We start from the raw sequence: 14,424 nt of genomic DNA on the forward strand, positions 1-14,424 counted from the left end.
GACGTCAGGCCGAGATCGCGCTCGCTGCGATGTTCACCGTCAGGGCCAGCAAGGCCGTGTTATAGATGAACGACACGATCCCGTGCGCGGTGGCGGTGCGGCGGATCGTCTTGTCGGTGATGCCGACGTCGGAGACCTGCGCGGTCATGCCAATCACAAACGAGAAATAGACGAAGTCCCAATAGTCGGCGTGGTCGTCCTTGTCGCCACTTGGGAATTGCAGGCCGCCCGGCGTGGTGCTGCGGTAATAATCATGCGCGTAATGCAGCGCGAAGGTCGTGTGCACGGCGGCCCACGACAAGGCAATGGTGGTGATGGCGATACTCAACTCCAGCACTCCGCGCTGGGGCGTGCCGAGTTCGGAGACGATTGCCGCGATGCTGGCGAAGGCGCCGATCGCCGTCACCAGCAGGATCACGAAGCGGCCGTCGTCCTGCATCGCGGCGGCGCGGCGGATGTGGTGGTGGTCGTTGCACAGCATCATCGCATAGACCAGCACGAGATAGACCGAGATCAGCGCGTCCCAGCCGAACAGGAGCCGCGTCACCAGCCGGTACGAGCCCGGCAGCAGCAGGCCGACCAGGATGCCGGCCCCGACCGCGATGAAGGTCCGCGGCCGCGCATAGATCAGCCGCACCGGCCGCGACATCTTGCGGAAGCGGGCGAGGGCGGGATCTTCCTTGTTTATAGCCATGACGGGACGGCTCTCTCACTCAACTCTCGTTGTGGCCGCATCGTAGCTGCGCTCCGTCCCCCGCCCGCGGGGGAGGGACGGGGAGAGGGTGCCTCCACAATCGAGGACCCCCAAGAGGAGAGTGCCCTCACCCGCCACGCTGTGCGAGCGTGTCGACCTCTCCCGCAAAGCGGGCGAGGTGAAGGAGCCCGGAGCTATCAGTTCTTCCGCTCGGCGACGAAGCGTGCCGCTGCCTGCAGCACGGCGGCGCGGTCGCCGAAGATCGAGACGGCACTGTCGGCCCGCGCGAGCAGGTCGCGCACGCGCTGCTTGGCGCCCTCGATGCCGAGCTGGGTGACGAACGTGGTCTTGCCAAGCGCGGCATCGGCGCCGGCCGGCTTGCCGAGCGCTGCCGCATCGCCCTCGACGTCGAGCAGATCGTCCGCGATCTGGAAGGCCTCGCCGAGCGCGCGGCCGTAATCGTCGAGCGCCTGATATTCTTTCTGCGAGGCCTGGCCGAGGATCGCGCCCGCGATGCAGCCGTAGCGCAGCAGGGCGCCGGTCTTCATCTGCTGGATACGGGCGACGTCGATCGGCTCGTTGCCGCCAAAGCGGCCCTCGCCGGCGAGATCGAGGATCTGGCCGCCGACCATGCCGCCGATGCCGGCGCAGCGCGCCAGCGCGCGCGTCAGCAGGAGGCGCACATTGGCGTCGCGATGGATCTCGTCGCGGGTGACGATGTCGAAGGCGAGCGTCAGGAGACCGTCGCCGGCGAGGATCGCGGTGGCGTCATCGGTCTTCTTGTGCAGGGTGGGGCGGCCGCGGCGCAGGTCCGAATTGTCCATGGCCGGCAGGTCGTCATGGATCAGCGAATAGCAGTGGATGCATTCGAGCGCCGCGCCCACGAGCAGCGCCGCTTCGCGCGGCACGCCGAATACGGCTGCGCTCTCGACCACCAGGAACGGTCGCAAACGCTTGCCGCCGTTCAGGCTCGAATAGCGCATTGCGTCCATCAGTCGCTTGGGCCGGGCGATCTCATCGTGCAGGATATCGTCCGACAGCAGGCGCCCGAGCAGGGCCTCGGTATCATCAGCGGTCTTGTCCAGACGTTTGGCGAAATCGGACGGGGACTTGCCGGTCATCAAGAAGGGCTCCAGAACTAAAATTCGGCGGGACAATCCTTTATGCGCCCGCCTCAGTCAATCGTTTGGAAGGCCTAAAAAGTGCTGGAAAAGGCCCGAATTATCACAGACTTAATAGCAGGATCGGTGGCCGCGTTTCTTTTTGCGCCGGAAAGGTTGATTTGCGCGTCGTCAAAATCCTTCTCCTGGTGCTCGCAGTTGCGCTGCTCGCGCCCTATGTGATCGCGCCATTCTACCGCACCGGCCATCCCGTCTCGACGCTGATGGCCTGGCGCTCGCTTCGCGGCGCGCCGATGCAGCGGGAATGGATCGATCTGGCCGCGATGTCGCCCTATCTGCCGCGCGCAGTGGTAGCGGCCGAGGACGCGCATTTCTGCAAGCATCACGGGATCGATTGGGGCGCGTTGCGCGAGGCGATCGATGATGCGCAGGAGGACGGTACGCCGTTCCGGGGCGCCTCCACCATCACCCAGCAGGTCGCAAAGAACCTGTTCCTCTGGCAGGGGCGGGATTTCGTCCGCAAGGCACTGGAATTCCCGCTGGCCCTTTGGATCGACCTCGTCCTGCCCAAGCCGCGGATCCTGGAGATTTACCTCAACATCGCCGAGCTCGGTCCGCAGGGGCAATTTGGCGTCGAGGCCGGCAGCGCCCATGCCTTTGGCAAGTCGGCGGAGGACCTTTCACCCCGGGAGGCGGCGCTCCTGGCCTCGATCCTGCCGAATCCAGTCAAACGCAGCGCTAAAACCCCGGGCCCTGGGGCCCGGCGGCTTGCGGCCACCTATATGGCGCGGGGGCAGGCGAGTTCGCTCGCGACCTGCTGGCGCGAAAATCGCTGATTTTGAGCCCGTTCCGGGCGTATTTTCCGGCCCAAGAGCCTAGCTTTACGGCCAGCCTTCCTCTATAAGCCCGGCCTTGATCGGCATTCAGCTCGCCTCGTATTGCGGGTGCTGAGCCGTCCCCTCCGGACGATGCCCTGATGACACCAATCCCTAGAGGATATTGAAATGGCCGTTCCGAGAAGAAAAACCTCGCCGTCGCGCCGTGGCATGCGCCGCTCGGCAGACGCCATCAAGAAGCCGACCTATGTGGAAGACAAGGACTCCGGCGAACTCCGTCGTCCGCACCACCTCGACCTCAAGACCGGCATGTACAAGGGCCGGCAGGTCCTGAAGAAGAAAGAGTCCTGAGGTCAGGATCCTTCTTCGGGCAGGATGATCTGGCTTGCCTGGTTTCGGCCCAACCACGAGATAGACGGTGACGGCGGCGGAGCGAATGCTTCGCCGCTGCATTGTTCTGTCCGGATATCATGATCGAGAGGCACTTTGCCGATGGTCGGTTTCCCGCTGCTTCTGATTCCGCTCGCGGTCTACAACATCATCGCCTTCCTGATGCCGACCGTGTCCTTCACGGACGTGCTGTTCAGGGTGCCGATGGTCACGGGAGAGACCTGGCCGGTCACGCTTGCCGATCTCCTGCTCGCGCTCGGCGTGGTGCTGCTGCTGCTGGAGGTGGTCAAGGGCGCGCGGCCCGGGTCGAAATTCCTGATGGACCATCTGCTGTCGCTGATCGTCTTCGGCGCGGCGGCAGCCGAATTCGTGATGTGGCCCAAGTTCGGCAACTCCACCTTTTTCCTGCTGGTGCTGCTGGCGATGGCGGACTTCTTCGCTGGCATTGCCCAGCGCACGCGCCGCCGCGTCACCTATGTCGCCGAGACCACGGTGCCGGCGCCGCGCAAGGCCAAGCGCCAGGCCGACGCGCCGGCGGAGGATGTGGCGTCCGAACGCAAGTTCGAGCCGGTGATTGCACCGCAGCCGGCACCGGTCGAGCCTCCCGCAACTTCGGCGCAATCCGTCGCCGAATCCGTGCTGATGGATCATCCTGCGCCCAAGCCCGTGCAGGGCGCGTCCTCGCCGGAAATTGCCTCGCCGCAGCTTCAGCCGGGTAACGGCACGCCGCCGTCCTCCGACACGCCGCCGCGCTGACCAGCCTCAAGCCACCTGCCGTGTCCGTGCGCTGACGCTTTGCAGCGGGCGTTTGCTGCCATAGGCCATCTGCGCGTCTTCAGAAGAGGCGCGGCGGAGCCGGCTCGTTTGGGGCAGCTGCTCGGCATTGGCGATGAGCTGGGCGACGAAGCTCGGATCGGGGCGCGGCAGCGGCGCCTTGCGGACCCAGCGCAAGGTCGGCATCAGCGGCACGAGGGCCGTGCCGGCTTGCCGCTCCGTCTCTTCCAATCCGTCCGCGTTCACCATCGCAACACCGTTCATCTGCTCGAACTGGCGCGTTTTGGGACATTGGCGCCGGGGCATGTGATGGTCTCGCAAGGCCTATGCCGGTCGAGCTTAACTGGTTCCTGGGTGCTCTGGGAACGTGGTTTCCAAATTGTTTATGAACTTTGCCTAGGGTCGGAGGCGAATCTGGCTCTATCCTGTGCCGGCTCAGGACTCCCCCTGTCCCGAAACGAGGCGATTTTGACCCCTGCATTGCCGCAAGCCTCCGACATTCTGGCCGCGCTCGGTCAGGCCGTGTTCGCCTGGGACATCGCCAGCGATGCCATGGTCTGGGGTGACCAGGTCGCCAGCGTGTTTCCCGGCATTCCCGCCGAGCGGCTGGCGACCGGCGCCGAATTCGCCAAGCTGATCGAGCCTGGACCGGCGCTGCGCACCGCCGCACTGGCGCAGACTTCCGCCGTGCATGGCGCGGACGGCACGCCCTACCGCATCGAGTACGGCGTCCGCATGAGCGCCGCCGATCCCGTGATCTGGATCGAGGAGACCGGCCGCTGGTTCGCCGGCCCCGATGGCCGCCCCACGCGCGCGATCGGCTCGGTCCGCATCAACAACGAGCGTCATGCCCGCGACGAGGAGCTGACGAAGCTGGCCCGGCTCGATCCGCTGACCGGCGAGCTCAACCGCGCGCATCTGATCGCGGCGCTGGCCGAGGCGATCGAGGAGACGACCCGCTTCCGCTCCACCGCCGCGTTCATGCTGGTCGGCATCGATCACCTCGCCCGCGTCAACGACGCTTTCGGTTTCGACGTTGCCGACGCCGTGATCCTCGACGTCGCCAGGCGCATCCGCGCGCGGCTGCGCGGCGGCGACGTGCTCGGGCGCTTCTCCGGCAACAAGTTCGGCCTGATCCTGAAGAACTGCACCGTCGACGACATGAACGTCGCCGCCGAGCGGTTCCTCGCCGGCATCCGCGACGAGGTGGTGCCAACCAAATCCGGTCCGGTCTCGGTCACCGCCTCGATCGGCGCGGTCAGCCTGCCGCGCTATGCCCGCAACACCGACGAGGCCGTCAACCGCGCCCACGAGACGCTGGACGCCGCCAAGCGCCGCCGCGCCGGCTCGTTCGCCGCGTGGCGTCCGGACGCCGCGCGCGACGCGCAGCGCCGCGTCAACATCCGCGTCACCGACGAGATCGTCACCGCGCTGAACGAGCGCCGCATCAGGCTCGCCTATGAGCCGGTGGTGTCCGCCGCTTCGCGCGAGCGCGCGTTCCACGAATGCCTGGTGCGGATGGACCAGGGCGACGGCCATGTGCTGCTCGCGCCCGACATCGTGCCGGTCGCCGAACGGCTTGGCCTGATCCGTCTGGTCGATCATCGCGTGCTCGAGCTCGTGGTCGCCGAGCTTGCGGCTGCGCCCGATGTCAGCCTCAGCCTCAACATCTCGCCCGATACCACCATGGATCCCGATTGGTGGGCCGGAATCGAATCATTGATGCAGGCCCATCCCGGCGTTGCCGAGCGGCTGATCGTCGAGATCACCGAGACGGTGGCGATCCAGGACATCGACGATGTCCGCGCTTTCGTCAGCCGCCTCAAGCATTTCGGCAGCCGGATCGCCATCGACGATTTCGGCGCCGGCTACACCTCGTTTCGAAACCTGCGCAAGCTCGGCGTCGATATCGTGAAGATCGACGGCGCCTTCGTGCAGAACATCACCCATTCCGCCGACGACCGCGCCTTCGTGCAGACCCTGATCGACCTCGCCCGCCGCCTCGATATCAAGACCGTCGCCGAATGGGTGCAGGACGAGGAAGCCGCAGGCATGCTGCGCGATTGGGGCTGCGACTACATCCAGGGCCGGCTGATCGGGCTTGCTTCGGCCGAGCGGCCGTGGGGCGTTTCAACGGAGAGCGCGCTGCCTGCGGCGAGCTGAGGTCTGTAGGGTGGGTTAGCTCGCGGCTGCGCGAAGCGCAGTCCGCTAGTGTAACCCGCGACGGCTCGTATCCGCAGAGGTACAAGCGGTGGGCTACGCCTTCGGCCAATCCACCCTACGCAGCCGTCACGCCCCCTCGTCCAGTGCCACCAGCTCGCGCTTCTTGCGCAGCGAGGGCAGGAGCGGCGCGACCAGCAGCACCATTGCGAACGCAAGGCAGACGCCCGAGATCGGCCGCTGCACGAATGTCCACAAATCGCCCTGCGACAGGATCAGCGACTTACGCAGGTTGTTCTCCATCATCGGTCCGAGCACGAAGGCCAGCACCAGCGGTGCCGGCTCGTAGCCGAGCTTGCGCATGAAATAGCCGATGATCCCGAACGCGATCATCACATAGACGTCGAACACGTTGTTGCTGGAGCAGTAGACGCCGAGGATCGTGAACAGGATGATGAGCGGAAACAGGATGTTGTAGGGCAGCTTGAGCAGCTGCACCCACATGCCGATCATCGGCAGGTTCAGGATCAGCAGCATGACGTTGCCGATATACATGCTGGCGACGATGCCCCAGAACAGGCCGGGGTTTTGCGTGATCAGCAGCGGTCCCGGCTGCAGGCCGTGAATGACGAAGGCGCCCAACAGCAGCGCCATCACCACGTTCGGCGGGATGCCGAGCGTCATCAGCGGAATGAAGGCGCCGCCCGCCGCGGCGTTGTTCGCCGCTTCCGGTCCCGCGACGCCTTCGATCGCCCCCTGGCCGAAACGCCCTGGCGTCTTCGACAGCCGCTTCTCCAGCGCGTAGGAGGCAAAGGACGCCACCACCGCGCCGCCGCCGGGCAGGATGCCGAGGAAGAAGCCGAGCATGGTGCCGCGGCCGACCGGACCCGCGCTCGCCCTCCAGTCCTCCCCGGTGGGCAGCAGATGGGTGATCCTGGTGTTGATGACGTCGCGCTTGATCGCCTGCTCGGTGTTGAGCAACACCTCCGCGACGCCGAACAGGCCCATCACGACGGGCACCAGCCCGATGCCGTCGATCAGCTCCATGCGGCCGAAGGTCAGGCGCGGCTGCGCGGTGATGCTGTCGAGCCCGATCAGACCCAGCACGACGCCGATGCACGCCATCAGCAGCGCCTTCGGCATCGAGCCCTGCGTCAGGAAGGTGAGCACCACGAGGCCGAGCACCATCAGGCTGAAATACTCGGCCGGGCCGAACGCGATGGCGACGCTGGCAAGCTTCGGCGCGACCAGCATCAAGGCGATCAGTGCAAACGTGCCGGCAATGAAGGAGCCGAAGGCGGAGATGCCGAGCGCGGGGCCGGCGCGGCCCTGCTTCGCCATCTGGTGGCCGTCGATGCAGGTGACGACGGAAGCCGCTTCGCCGGGGATGTTGACCAGGATCGAGGTGGTCGAGCCGCCATACATCGAGCCGTAATAGATGCCGGCCATCATGATGATGCCGGATTCCGGCGTGCCCGACAGCGTCACGGGCAGCAGCAGCGACATCGCCGAGATCGGCCCGATGCCCGGCAGCACGCCGACCAGCGTGCCGATGAAGACGCCGATGAAACAATAGAGCAGGTTGATTGGCAGCAGCGCGACGCCGAACCCGTGCGCGACATTGAGGAGCGTATCCATAGGGTCAACCGATCCCGAACAGGCCCGAGGGCAGCTGGATCAGCAGCACCCGCTTGAGCACCCACCACATGCCCATGGGCACCAGCACGGCGACCGGAATCGCAAGCGTCCAGCGCACGGGATCGATCAGTCGCAACAGCAGAAGCATCAAGGGGATCGACGACAGCAGGAAGCCGAGCGGCTCCAGCGCAACGGAGAATGCGACCAGGCAGCCGATCAGCAGGAGCGGCTTGCTCCAGCGCACGTTCTCCCAGCGCGAGGCCAGCGTCGGGCCGCCCTCGGTGACCGCGGAGACGATGATGGCGGCGGCGAACACGCACATCAGGATACCGGTGTAGAACAGCACGTAGCCGGAGCCGGGATCGTTGATGGTGCCGAGCTTGAGCTTCATGCCCGACCAGATCACGAAGCCGCCGAGCGCGAGCCCGATCACTCCGCCCCAGAGCTCGGAATTGTTGAGGCGGAGCTTGACGTTGGTTTGGTCGATCATCGACGTCCTCTCGGCCGTTCCCCGGACGCTGCGCGACACGCAGTGACGCGCTGCAGATCCGGGGTCCATGGATGCGTGGCAAGATGGGTCCCGGCTCTGCGGTGCATCGCCGAAGAAGCGCTGCACCGCGTCCGGGACACGAACAGCTGGATCCTACTTCTTCGCCAGCCCGAGCTTGTCGAGCACCTTGCGCTCGGACTCGGTGACCTCGACCACGAACTTCTTGTAATCCTCGGTGTTCTTGTAGTTCGGCACCATGTCGTATTTGGCGAGCGTCGCCACGACGGCAGGGTCCTCGACCGCCTTCTTGAAAGCATCGTGCAGCTTGGCGACGATCTTGGGATCCATTCCCTTCGGGCCGGCGATGCCGAACGGGGAATCGTAGACCATGGGATAACCGAGCTCTTTCAGCGTCGGCACATCGGGGTAGTTCGGCGACCGCGCGCCGGTCCACACCATCAACAGGCGCAGCTTGCCGGCGTCGACCAGCGGCCGCCATCCCGTGGAGTCCGCCTGGAGCATGGTGTGCTGTCCCAGCACCGCGGCATTGGTCTCCGCACCGCCCTTGAACGGGACCTGCGTCAGCTTGATGCCGGACATTCCCGCAATCTGCTCCATGCCGATATGCAGCGAGGTGCCGGCGCCCGGCGTGGCATAGGTGACCTTGCCGGGATTCGCCTTCGCGAACTCCACCACGTCCTTCCAGCTCTTGAACTGCGACTCTGCGCTGGTGGTCACGCCGAAGGTGTAGCCGGTGAGATGGACGATGTAGCTGAAGTCCTTGGCCGGATCCCACGACACCTCCTGCATCAAGGGCAGGCGGAAGACAGTGATCGGGATCTGCGAGATGGTGTAGCCGTCCGGCTTCGCCGCGGCCGCCATGGTCGCCGGACCCACCGTGCCGCCGCCGCCGGCCTTGTTGTCGATCGCGATCGGCTGCCCCAGCACCTTCGAGGCGCTGTCGGCGATTGCGCGCATCGAGATATCGGTCGATCCGCCGGCCGGCCACGGCACGATCAGCGTGATCGGCTTGGTGGGATAGTCTTGCGCGCCAGCGGTGGTTGCGGCCAACGCGCCCATGACGACATGCATAGCGGCAAATGCAGCCGCCCTCGGCCCATATCCCGACATCGGAACACCTCCCTCGCAGCGGCCCGTTCGGGCCGCAGTTTCTCATTGTTGCGACGGGATTGTCCTCGAATTCACGGGAGAAGAAAAGCGCATTGCACGGTCGCGGTGCACAGTCGGGGAGCCAATCATGCCGGAAACGGGACGTGCGACAATCGGTCGTTCTGGCGCTTGCCGAGACACGGAATTTGCACCGTCGGAGGACGGCGCGAGGCTCAGGCGACCTTTCTAACCGTGTTCAGCGTCTCGATCGTGCGGCCGACCTCCGATGCCAGGCACGGCTTGCCGAAATAATAGCCCTGCACCGCGGTGCAGCCGCATTCGCGGACGAAATCGAGCTGCTCCTCGGTTTCCACACCCTCCGCCGTCGTCTCGACGCCGAGCACGGAGCCGAGGCTTGCGATGGTGCGGACGATGGCAACGCTCTCCGGGCTCTCGCCGAGCGTGCCGACGAAGGAGCGGTCGATCTTGATGCGGTCGAAGGGAAATTTGCGCAAGTAGCTCAGCGAGGAATAACCGACGCCGAAATCGTCGAGGCTGACGCGCACTCCCAGGGCGCGAAGCTGGTGCAGGATCTCGATCGTCGCCTCGCTGTCGTCGAGCAGGGCCGTTTCGGTGACTTCGAGCTCGAGCCGCTGCGGCGGCAGGCCGGCTTCAGCCAGCGCGCTCGTGACCATTGCCACCAGTCCGCGCGAGCGAAACTGCACCGGCGACAGGTTCACTGCGACGGTGATGTCGGGCCAGGACGCGGCAGTCGCACAGGCGCTGCGCAGCACCCATTCGCCGATCGGAACGATCAGCCCGGTCTCTTCCGCGATCGGAATGAACTCGGCCGGCGGGACCAAGCCGCGCGAGGGATGCTTCCAGCGCAGCAAGGCCTCGAAGCCGGTGAGCTCCGGCGAATCGAGTCGCATTTGCGGCTGGAACACCAGGTGGAATTCGCGTGCCTCCAGCGCACTGCGCAGATCCTGCTCCAGCGCGTGGCGGCTGCGTGCCTCTTCTTCCATCGCGGGCTCGAACAGCTGATAGGCGCCGCGCCCCTTGGCCTTGGCCTGGTACAGCGCGAGGTCGGCACACTTCATCAGCTCGTCCGCATCGAGCCCGTGATCGGGCGCGATCGCGATGCCGACGGAGGCGCCGACATGGATCGACTGGTTCTCCAGCGGCGGCGGGCGGCCGATGACCTCGACCAGGCGTCTGGCGAGCTTCTCGGCCGATTGCGGCTGCGGTCCGCGCTGCAGGACGGCGAATTCGTCGCCGCCGAGGCGTGCGACGGTGTCGTGCTCGCCGACATTCTCCTTCAGGCGCGCCGCGACCCAGCGCAGCAGGCGGTCGCCCGCGGCGTGGCCGAGGCGATCGTTGACGGTCTTGAAATTGTCGAGGTCGAAGCACAGCACCGCCATCGCGCCGCCGGCGATCGCGACCTGGTTCAGCCCCTCGCTCATCTTCTCGCGGAACAGCATGCGATTGGGCAGGTCGGTGAGCAGAATCGTGCCGCGCCATGTGCGCCACGCGGGCCTGGGCCTTGTGACGCTCGGTGACGTCCTCATAGGTGACGACCCAGCCGCCTTGCTCCATGCGCTTGTGGTTGAGCTTGATGATGCGGCCGTCGTTCAAATGCCGGTGCAGCGTGTGCTCGCCTTCGCGCAGCCGTTCGACGTAATCGGCATAAAGCCTGGCTCCCGTCATGTCAGGATGCAGGCCGAGCTCGCAGCTGTGCTCCATGATCTGGCGCATCGAGACGCCGGGCCTCACGACCTCCGGCGACAGGCCGAACATCTCGATATAGCGGCGATTGCAGACGATCACGCGCAGGTTCGCATCGAGCATGCACAGGCCCTGGCTCATGTTGTTGAGCGCGGCGTCGAAGCGGCGGTACTGCTCGCTCAGCTCCCCGATCGCATGTTCCCGCTCGGTGATATCCTCATAGGTTGCGACGAAGCCGCCCTCGGCCAGCGCGCAATAGCGTACCGAGATCACGGTATCGTTCGACATGCGCCGACGCATCGGCGAGGAGTCCCGGCTCGCGATCCGCGTGCGGGCGGCTTCCAGGATCTGCTGGGGGCTGTACTCGGAGGAGAACGCGCCGTTCGCCATCGAACGTTCGATCAGCTCGGCCAGATGCGTGCCGGGCCTGCTTTCCTCCGGCGACAATCGGTAGAGCTTGCGGTAGGTGGTGTTGCAGATCCGAAGCCGCATGTCGCTGTCGTAGAAGGCGAGCCCGTGCGCCATGTTCTCCAGCGCCGCATCGAGCATGACGTTCTGCTGCCGCAGCGTTTCCTCGTATTGCAGCCGCTCCGTGACGTCCTCGTGCACGGTCACCCAGCCGCCGTCGGGCAGGAAGCGGGAGATCGTCTGCACCATGCGGCCGTCGTAACGCATCACCAGCAGGGATTTCGTCCGTCTGAGACGCACGTCCTCCAATCTGGAATCGTGGAATTCGTCGGCCGGCATGCCCGACAAATTGCCGCGCGACACCCAATGGTCGAGCACCGCACGATGGGAGACCCCCGGCTTCCACGATTCCGGGATCGAGGTTGTAGAGGTTCAGGAAGCGCTCGTTGTAGACGACGACGCGGCTGTCGGCGTCATACATGATGAGGCCGTGCGACATGTTGGCGAGCGCGTGCTGGCTGCGCTCGGTCTGCACGCGCAATTCCGCTTCGAGCCGGGCGAGGCGGGTGACATCGTCGCAGATCGTCATCCAGCCGCCGCCGGGAAGCGGCTTCATCTCGAGCGACATGACGAAGCCGGTCGCAAGCCGTTGTTCGGTCCGGAACGGCTCTCCAGCCGCGATCCGTGCGATCCGCGCCGAATAGAGCGCGTCGAGCTCGCTTGGCTGGAAGTTGCCGCACCCGGCGCTGTGCGCGAGCACCTCCCGGTAGCTCGTGCCCACCCGTACGATGTCGGCCGACATGTTGAACAGGGAGAGGTAGCGCTGGTTGACCAGCACGATCCGGTTGTCGGCGTCGTAGACGCAGACGCCCTGCTCCATGTGGTCGAGCGCAAGCTGGCTCAGCGCGACCAGAGCCTCTGGGCCCAGCTCGCGGCGTGCACCAAGCTCGTTGTCGCAGGTCGACGTCATGGGATCGGCGGGATCTCGGCGAGCAATTAACGCAGCCTAATTCAACCACTGAGCGTAGCGAAGAGGCCGGAAAATTCCCTTAAGCGCAGTAGTTTACGGAGGGTGACCGGCGATGGAGAGAGTGTCCGGATTACAGAGGTGCCTGCATGAGTTCGTTGAGAGGGCGCGCGGCAAATTATGGCCCGTACAACACGAGCTCCGTGTCCGTGAGATCGCCGAGCTGCGGCCGGTGCGGGCCCTTGAAGTACTTGCGACCGCGCCGTTCGGTATAAATACCGACAAGACCGGGAATCGGTCCGTTGGCATCGACCGCCACCGCGATCTTGCCGAGCCGAAGCAGCAGCCGGCCGATACGGCCGGCGCAGGCGGCGTATTCCGCGGCGTTACGGCAATAGATCAGCTTCATCGCAGGGGGCGCGATGAAGCCGCGGCGGATGCGAACGGGTTGCAGAATGAAGGGAAACGTTCCCTGTGGCGTGCGGCAGACCAGGCTGAGGCAATTGTACCGCGCATGCTGGATCAGCAGCTCGGATTCGGCTTCGGAAAGCCCCTCGACCGTCTTGGCGTGAGGCGAGACGACCTCGATCTCGCTCGAGCGCGGGACACGCGCCAATGCAGGCACCGAGAAGAATATGCCGCGGCAATAGGCGCGAAAGCCCTGGGTCTCGATGATCGGCCAGGTCCACGGCGCCGGGCTGATGTTGAAGTAAGTCACGTCCTTGTGCCGCTGGGCGATCTTGGTCAGCAGCGGAGCATAGTTGCGGTAGGCCGGATCGACATACCAGCTGGACAGGTTGCACTGGATGGCGGTCTCGTCGCCGTTCCTGCGTGCCGTATAGATCAGCAGCAGCACGCCGACCGGCGTGCCGTCATTGTCGAGCATGTAGCCGAAGCGCGGATAGCCCTCCGGCACGGGCCGGAAGGCCTGCCGGCGCAGACCCTGGATCCAGTAGTCGCGCGAGCGGCCCACGAAGCCGCGCGTCAGCAAGTCCGCGATCGCGTCTGCGTCGGACTCGGTGATCTCGCGGCATCGGACCTTGGTGTGGATCACGCTCGTCTTACCCGTGGAAATGACAGGCCTCGTTCGGTTAGCGCCAGCCTTCGACATGGGCATGGGCCGGAGCCAGCGGCTGCAGGCCCAGCACGTCCCGCACCTTGGCGGGCCAGGCCGCAAGGTCGGTGCCGTGGGTGTGGAACATGGCGACCGCGAGCCGGTCCATGCCAAAGGCAACGCAGCCGGTGTGGGCTGGCTCGCCGTTGGCATCCTGGATTGCCCAGGTCGTGCCGAAATGCTCGCGGTGATAGTTGAAGCTCATGCAGGCCGTCGGCTGCTCTTCCGAGCGCAGCGGAATGAGGAGCTCGAACTTGAGCTGCTGCTGCTTCTGGCTCACCGCCTTCATCTGACCGACGCGGCCGAAGAAGGGATCGCTGGCATAGTCGACGCGGAACGTGAGGCCGAGATCGGTGGCGATCTTCTGCGCGCGCACCATCCAGCGTTCGCGGAAATCGGCGACGTCGTCGGGGCTGCCGATGCAGACATATTCGCGCATCCGGAACGATTGCAGCCGGTCGAGATGCTTCGACGGCTCGCGGCGGAAGCAATCCGCGGCAACATCGAAGCGCAGACCGCCCTTCGGCAGGGGCCCGCGGCTCGCGGCGATCGGATAGACCGGATAGCAGGCTGCAGGCGACAGCACGAGATCGGCGGGCGACAGCGAGGTGGTCCAGTCGCCGCCGGCATCGAAGCGGCTCACCGCGGCGTTGATCTCGCGCTCGGTCCCGTGCAGGCCGCAGACGCAGCCGAGCAGGTTCGGAAAGCTCTTGAGGTAGCCGGATTTCTCCAGCTGTGCCCGGCTCATCACCGGCGGGAAGCGCATCACTTCGGTGCCGGTCTCGCGATGGCCCGTGATCAGTGCGGCCAGCTTCTCGACGACGCCTTCATAGAGCGCGGTGCGGGCATAGACGCCATCGGCGCCCATGCGGTGAAACAGCTTGTCGGCGAGATGATCGAGCGGATCGATCGTCTGCGGCGCGGTCGTCGGCGAATCCGGGAGGACGGCAATGTTCATAATTCGGTATCCTGCTATCTCGAAATTGTTCTTGTTGGT

13 protein-coding genes and 2 pseudogenes are annotated in these 14,424 nt (G+C 65.5%); 4 read left to right on the plus strand and 11 right to left on the minus strand.

From position 1 onward, the window contains the following. Positions 1–4: 4 nt before the first annotated feature. Both ACETMP_RS25125 and ACETMP_RS25130 read right to left on the minus strand, forming a co-directional pair. A complete protein-coding gene (locus ACETMP_RS25125; protein WP_375158263.1) occupies positions 5–694 on the minus strand; it encodes a DUF1345 domain-containing protein in 690 nt (229 codons plus the stop codon). A 197-nt stretch (positions 695–891) separates the two neighbouring features. Continuing rightward, positions 892–1,815 (minus strand): polyprenyl synthetase family protein, encoded by a 924-nt coding sequence (locus ACETMP_RS25130; protein ID WP_375158264.1) that lies wholly within the window; start codon positions 1,813–1,815, stop codon positions 892–894. Between the two features lie 161 nt (positions 1,816–1,976). On the opposite strand from ACETMP_RS25130, the gene mtgA reads away from it, so the two are divergent. The 3 genes from mtgA to ACETMP_RS25145 all read left to right on the plus strand — a co-directional run bounded on the left by mtgA (position 1,977) and on the right by ACETMP_RS25145 (position 3,797). Next, complete coding sequence (gene mtgA, locus ACETMP_RS25135) at positions 1,977–2,651, plus strand: monofunctional biosynthetic peptidoglycan transglycosylase (protein ID WP_375158265.1); 675 nt, start codon at positions 1,977–1,979, stop codon at positions 2,649–2,651. Between the two features lie 168 nt (positions 2,652–2,819). Further along, positions 2,820–3,002: a 50S ribosomal protein L32 gene (gene rpmF / locus ACETMP_RS25140; RefSeq protein WP_007598106.1), complete on the plus strand. Its 183-nt coding sequence runs from the start codon at positions 2,820–2,822 to the stop codon at positions 3,000–3,002. A 141-nt stretch (positions 3,003–3,143) separates the two neighbouring features. Continuing rightward, positions 3,144–3,797, plus strand: a complete 654-nt coding sequence (locus ACETMP_RS25145; protein ID WP_375158266.1) for a hypothetical protein — start codon at positions 3,144–3,146, stop codon at positions 3,795–3,797. Positions 3,798–3,803: 6 nt separating this feature from the next. On the opposite strand, the gene ACETMP_RS25150 is transcribed toward ACETMP_RS25145, so the two are convergent. After that, positions 3,804–4,064 carry a hypothetical protein gene (locus ACETMP_RS25150; RefSeq protein ID WP_375161986.1) on the minus strand — a complete coding sequence of 87 codons (261 nt, stop codon included), beginning with the start codon at positions 4,062–4,064 and terminating at the stop codon, positions 3,804–3,806. A gap of 219 nt (positions 4,065–4,283) precedes the next feature. On the opposite strand from ACETMP_RS25150, the gene ACETMP_RS25155 reads away from it, so the two are divergent. Continuing rightward, complete coding sequence (locus ACETMP_RS25155; RefSeq protein ID WP_375158267.1) at positions 4,284–5,978, plus strand: EAL domain-containing protein; 1,695 nt, start codon at positions 4,284–4,286, stop codon at positions 5,976–5,978. 126 nt (positions 5,979–6,104) lie between these two features. Here the strand turns inward: ACETMP_RS25155 and ACETMP_RS25160 are convergent, their stop codons facing one another. The 8 genes and pseudogenes from ACETMP_RS25160 to ACETMP_RS25195 all read right to left on the minus strand — a co-directional run bounded on the left by ACETMP_RS25160 (position 6,105) and on the right by ACETMP_RS25195 (position 14,385). After that, positions 6,105–7,613, minus strand: a complete 1,509-nt coding sequence (locus tag ACETMP_RS25160) for a tripartite tricarboxylate transporter permease (protein WP_375158268.1) — start codon at positions 7,611–7,613, stop codon at positions 6,105–6,107. A gap of 4 nt (positions 7,614–7,617) precedes the next feature. After that, positions 7,618–8,103 (minus strand): tripartite tricarboxylate transporter TctB family protein, encoded by a 486-nt coding sequence (locus ACETMP_RS25165; protein ID WP_375158269.1) that lies wholly within the window; start codon positions 8,101–8,103, stop codon positions 7,618–7,620. A 153-nt stretch (positions 8,104–8,256) separates the two neighbouring features. After that, on the minus strand, positions 8,257–9,183 hold the full coding sequence (locus tag ACETMP_RS25170; RefSeq protein WP_375158270.1) for a tripartite tricarboxylate transporter substrate binding protein: 927 nt from the start codon (positions 9,181–9,183) through the stop codon (positions 8,257–8,259). Positions 9,184–9,446: 263 nt separating this feature from the next. Continuing rightward, complete coding sequence (locus ACETMP_RS25175; RefSeq protein WP_375158271.1) at positions 9,447–10,781, minus strand: putative bifunctional diguanylate cyclase/phosphodiesterase; 1,335 nt, start codon at positions 10,779–10,781, stop codon at positions 9,447–9,449. A gap of 22 nt (positions 10,782–10,803) precedes the next feature. Further along, positions 10,804–11,724 (minus strand): annotated as a pseudogene (locus ACETMP_RS25180) (PAS-domain containing protein); the annotation flags it as partial. Between the two features lie 70 nt (positions 11,725–11,794). Further along, positions 11,795–12,316, minus strand: a pseudogene (locus ACETMP_RS25185) (PAS-domain containing protein); the annotation flags it as partial. Between the two features lie 175 nt (positions 12,317–12,491). Continuing rightward, on the minus strand, positions 12,492–13,367 hold the full coding sequence (locus ACETMP_RS25190; protein WP_375158272.1) for an acyl-CoA acyltransferase: 876 nt from the start codon (positions 13,365–13,367) through the stop codon (positions 12,492–12,494). A gap of 37 nt (positions 13,368–13,404) precedes the next feature. Then, positions 13,405–14,385 carry an amino acid--[acyl-carrier-protein] ligase gene (locus tag ACETMP_RS25195; RefSeq protein ID WP_375158273.1) on the minus strand — a complete coding sequence of 327 codons (981 nt, stop codon included), beginning with the start codon at positions 14,383–14,385 and terminating at the stop codon, positions 13,405–13,407. Between the last annotated feature and the right edge of the window lie 39 nt (positions 14,386–14,424).

The organism is Bradyrhizobium dasycarpum, assembly GCF_042019905.1.
Classification (GTDB): Bacteria; Pseudomonadota; Alphaproteobacteria; order Rhizobiales; family Xanthobacteraceae; genus Bradyrhizobium; species Bradyrhizobium japonicum_B.

Bases quoted from the DNA above. Each gene is read 5' to 3' on its own strand.
- ACETMP_RS25160 (WP_375158268.1), bottom strand. From the start codon at position 7,613: ATGGATACGCTCCTCAATGTCGCGCACGGGTTCGGCGTCGCGCTGCTG.
- ACETMP_RS25150 (WP_375161986.1), bottom strand. From the start codon at position 4,064: ATGGTGAACGCGGACGGATTGGAAGAGACGGAGCGGCAAGCCGGCACG.
- rpmF (WP_007598106.1), top strand. From the start codon at position 2,820: ATGGCCGTTCCGAGAAGAAAAACCTCGCCGTCGCGCCGTGGCATGCGC.
- ACETMP_RS25175 (WP_375158271.1), bottom strand. From the start codon at position 10,781: ATGAGGACGTCACCGAGCGTCACAAGGCCCAGGCCCGCGTGGCGCACA.
- ACETMP_RS25125 (WP_375158263.1), bottom strand. From the start codon at position 694: ATGGCTATAAACAAGGAAGATCCCGCCCTCGCCCGCTTCCGCAAGATG.
- ACETMP_RS25145 (WP_375158266.1), top strand. From the start codon at position 3,144: ATGGTCGGTTTCCCGCTGCTTCTGATTCCGCTCGCGGTCTACAACATC.
- ACETMP_RS25130 (WP_375158264.1), bottom strand. From the start codon at position 1,815: ATGACCGGCAAGTCCCCGTCCGATTTCGCCAAACGTCTGGACAAGACC.
- ACETMP_RS25195 (WP_375158273.1), bottom strand. From the start codon at position 14,385: ATGAACATTGCCGTCCTCCCGGATTCGCCGACGACCGCGCCGCAGACG.
- ACETMP_RS25165 (WP_375158269.1), bottom strand. From the start codon at position 8,103: ATGATCGACCAAACCAACGTCAAGCTCCGCCTCAACAATTCCGAGCTC.
- ACETMP_RS25170 (WP_375158270.1), bottom strand. From the start codon at position 9,183: ATGGGCGCGTTGGCCGCAACCACCGCTGGCGCGCAAGACTATCCCACC.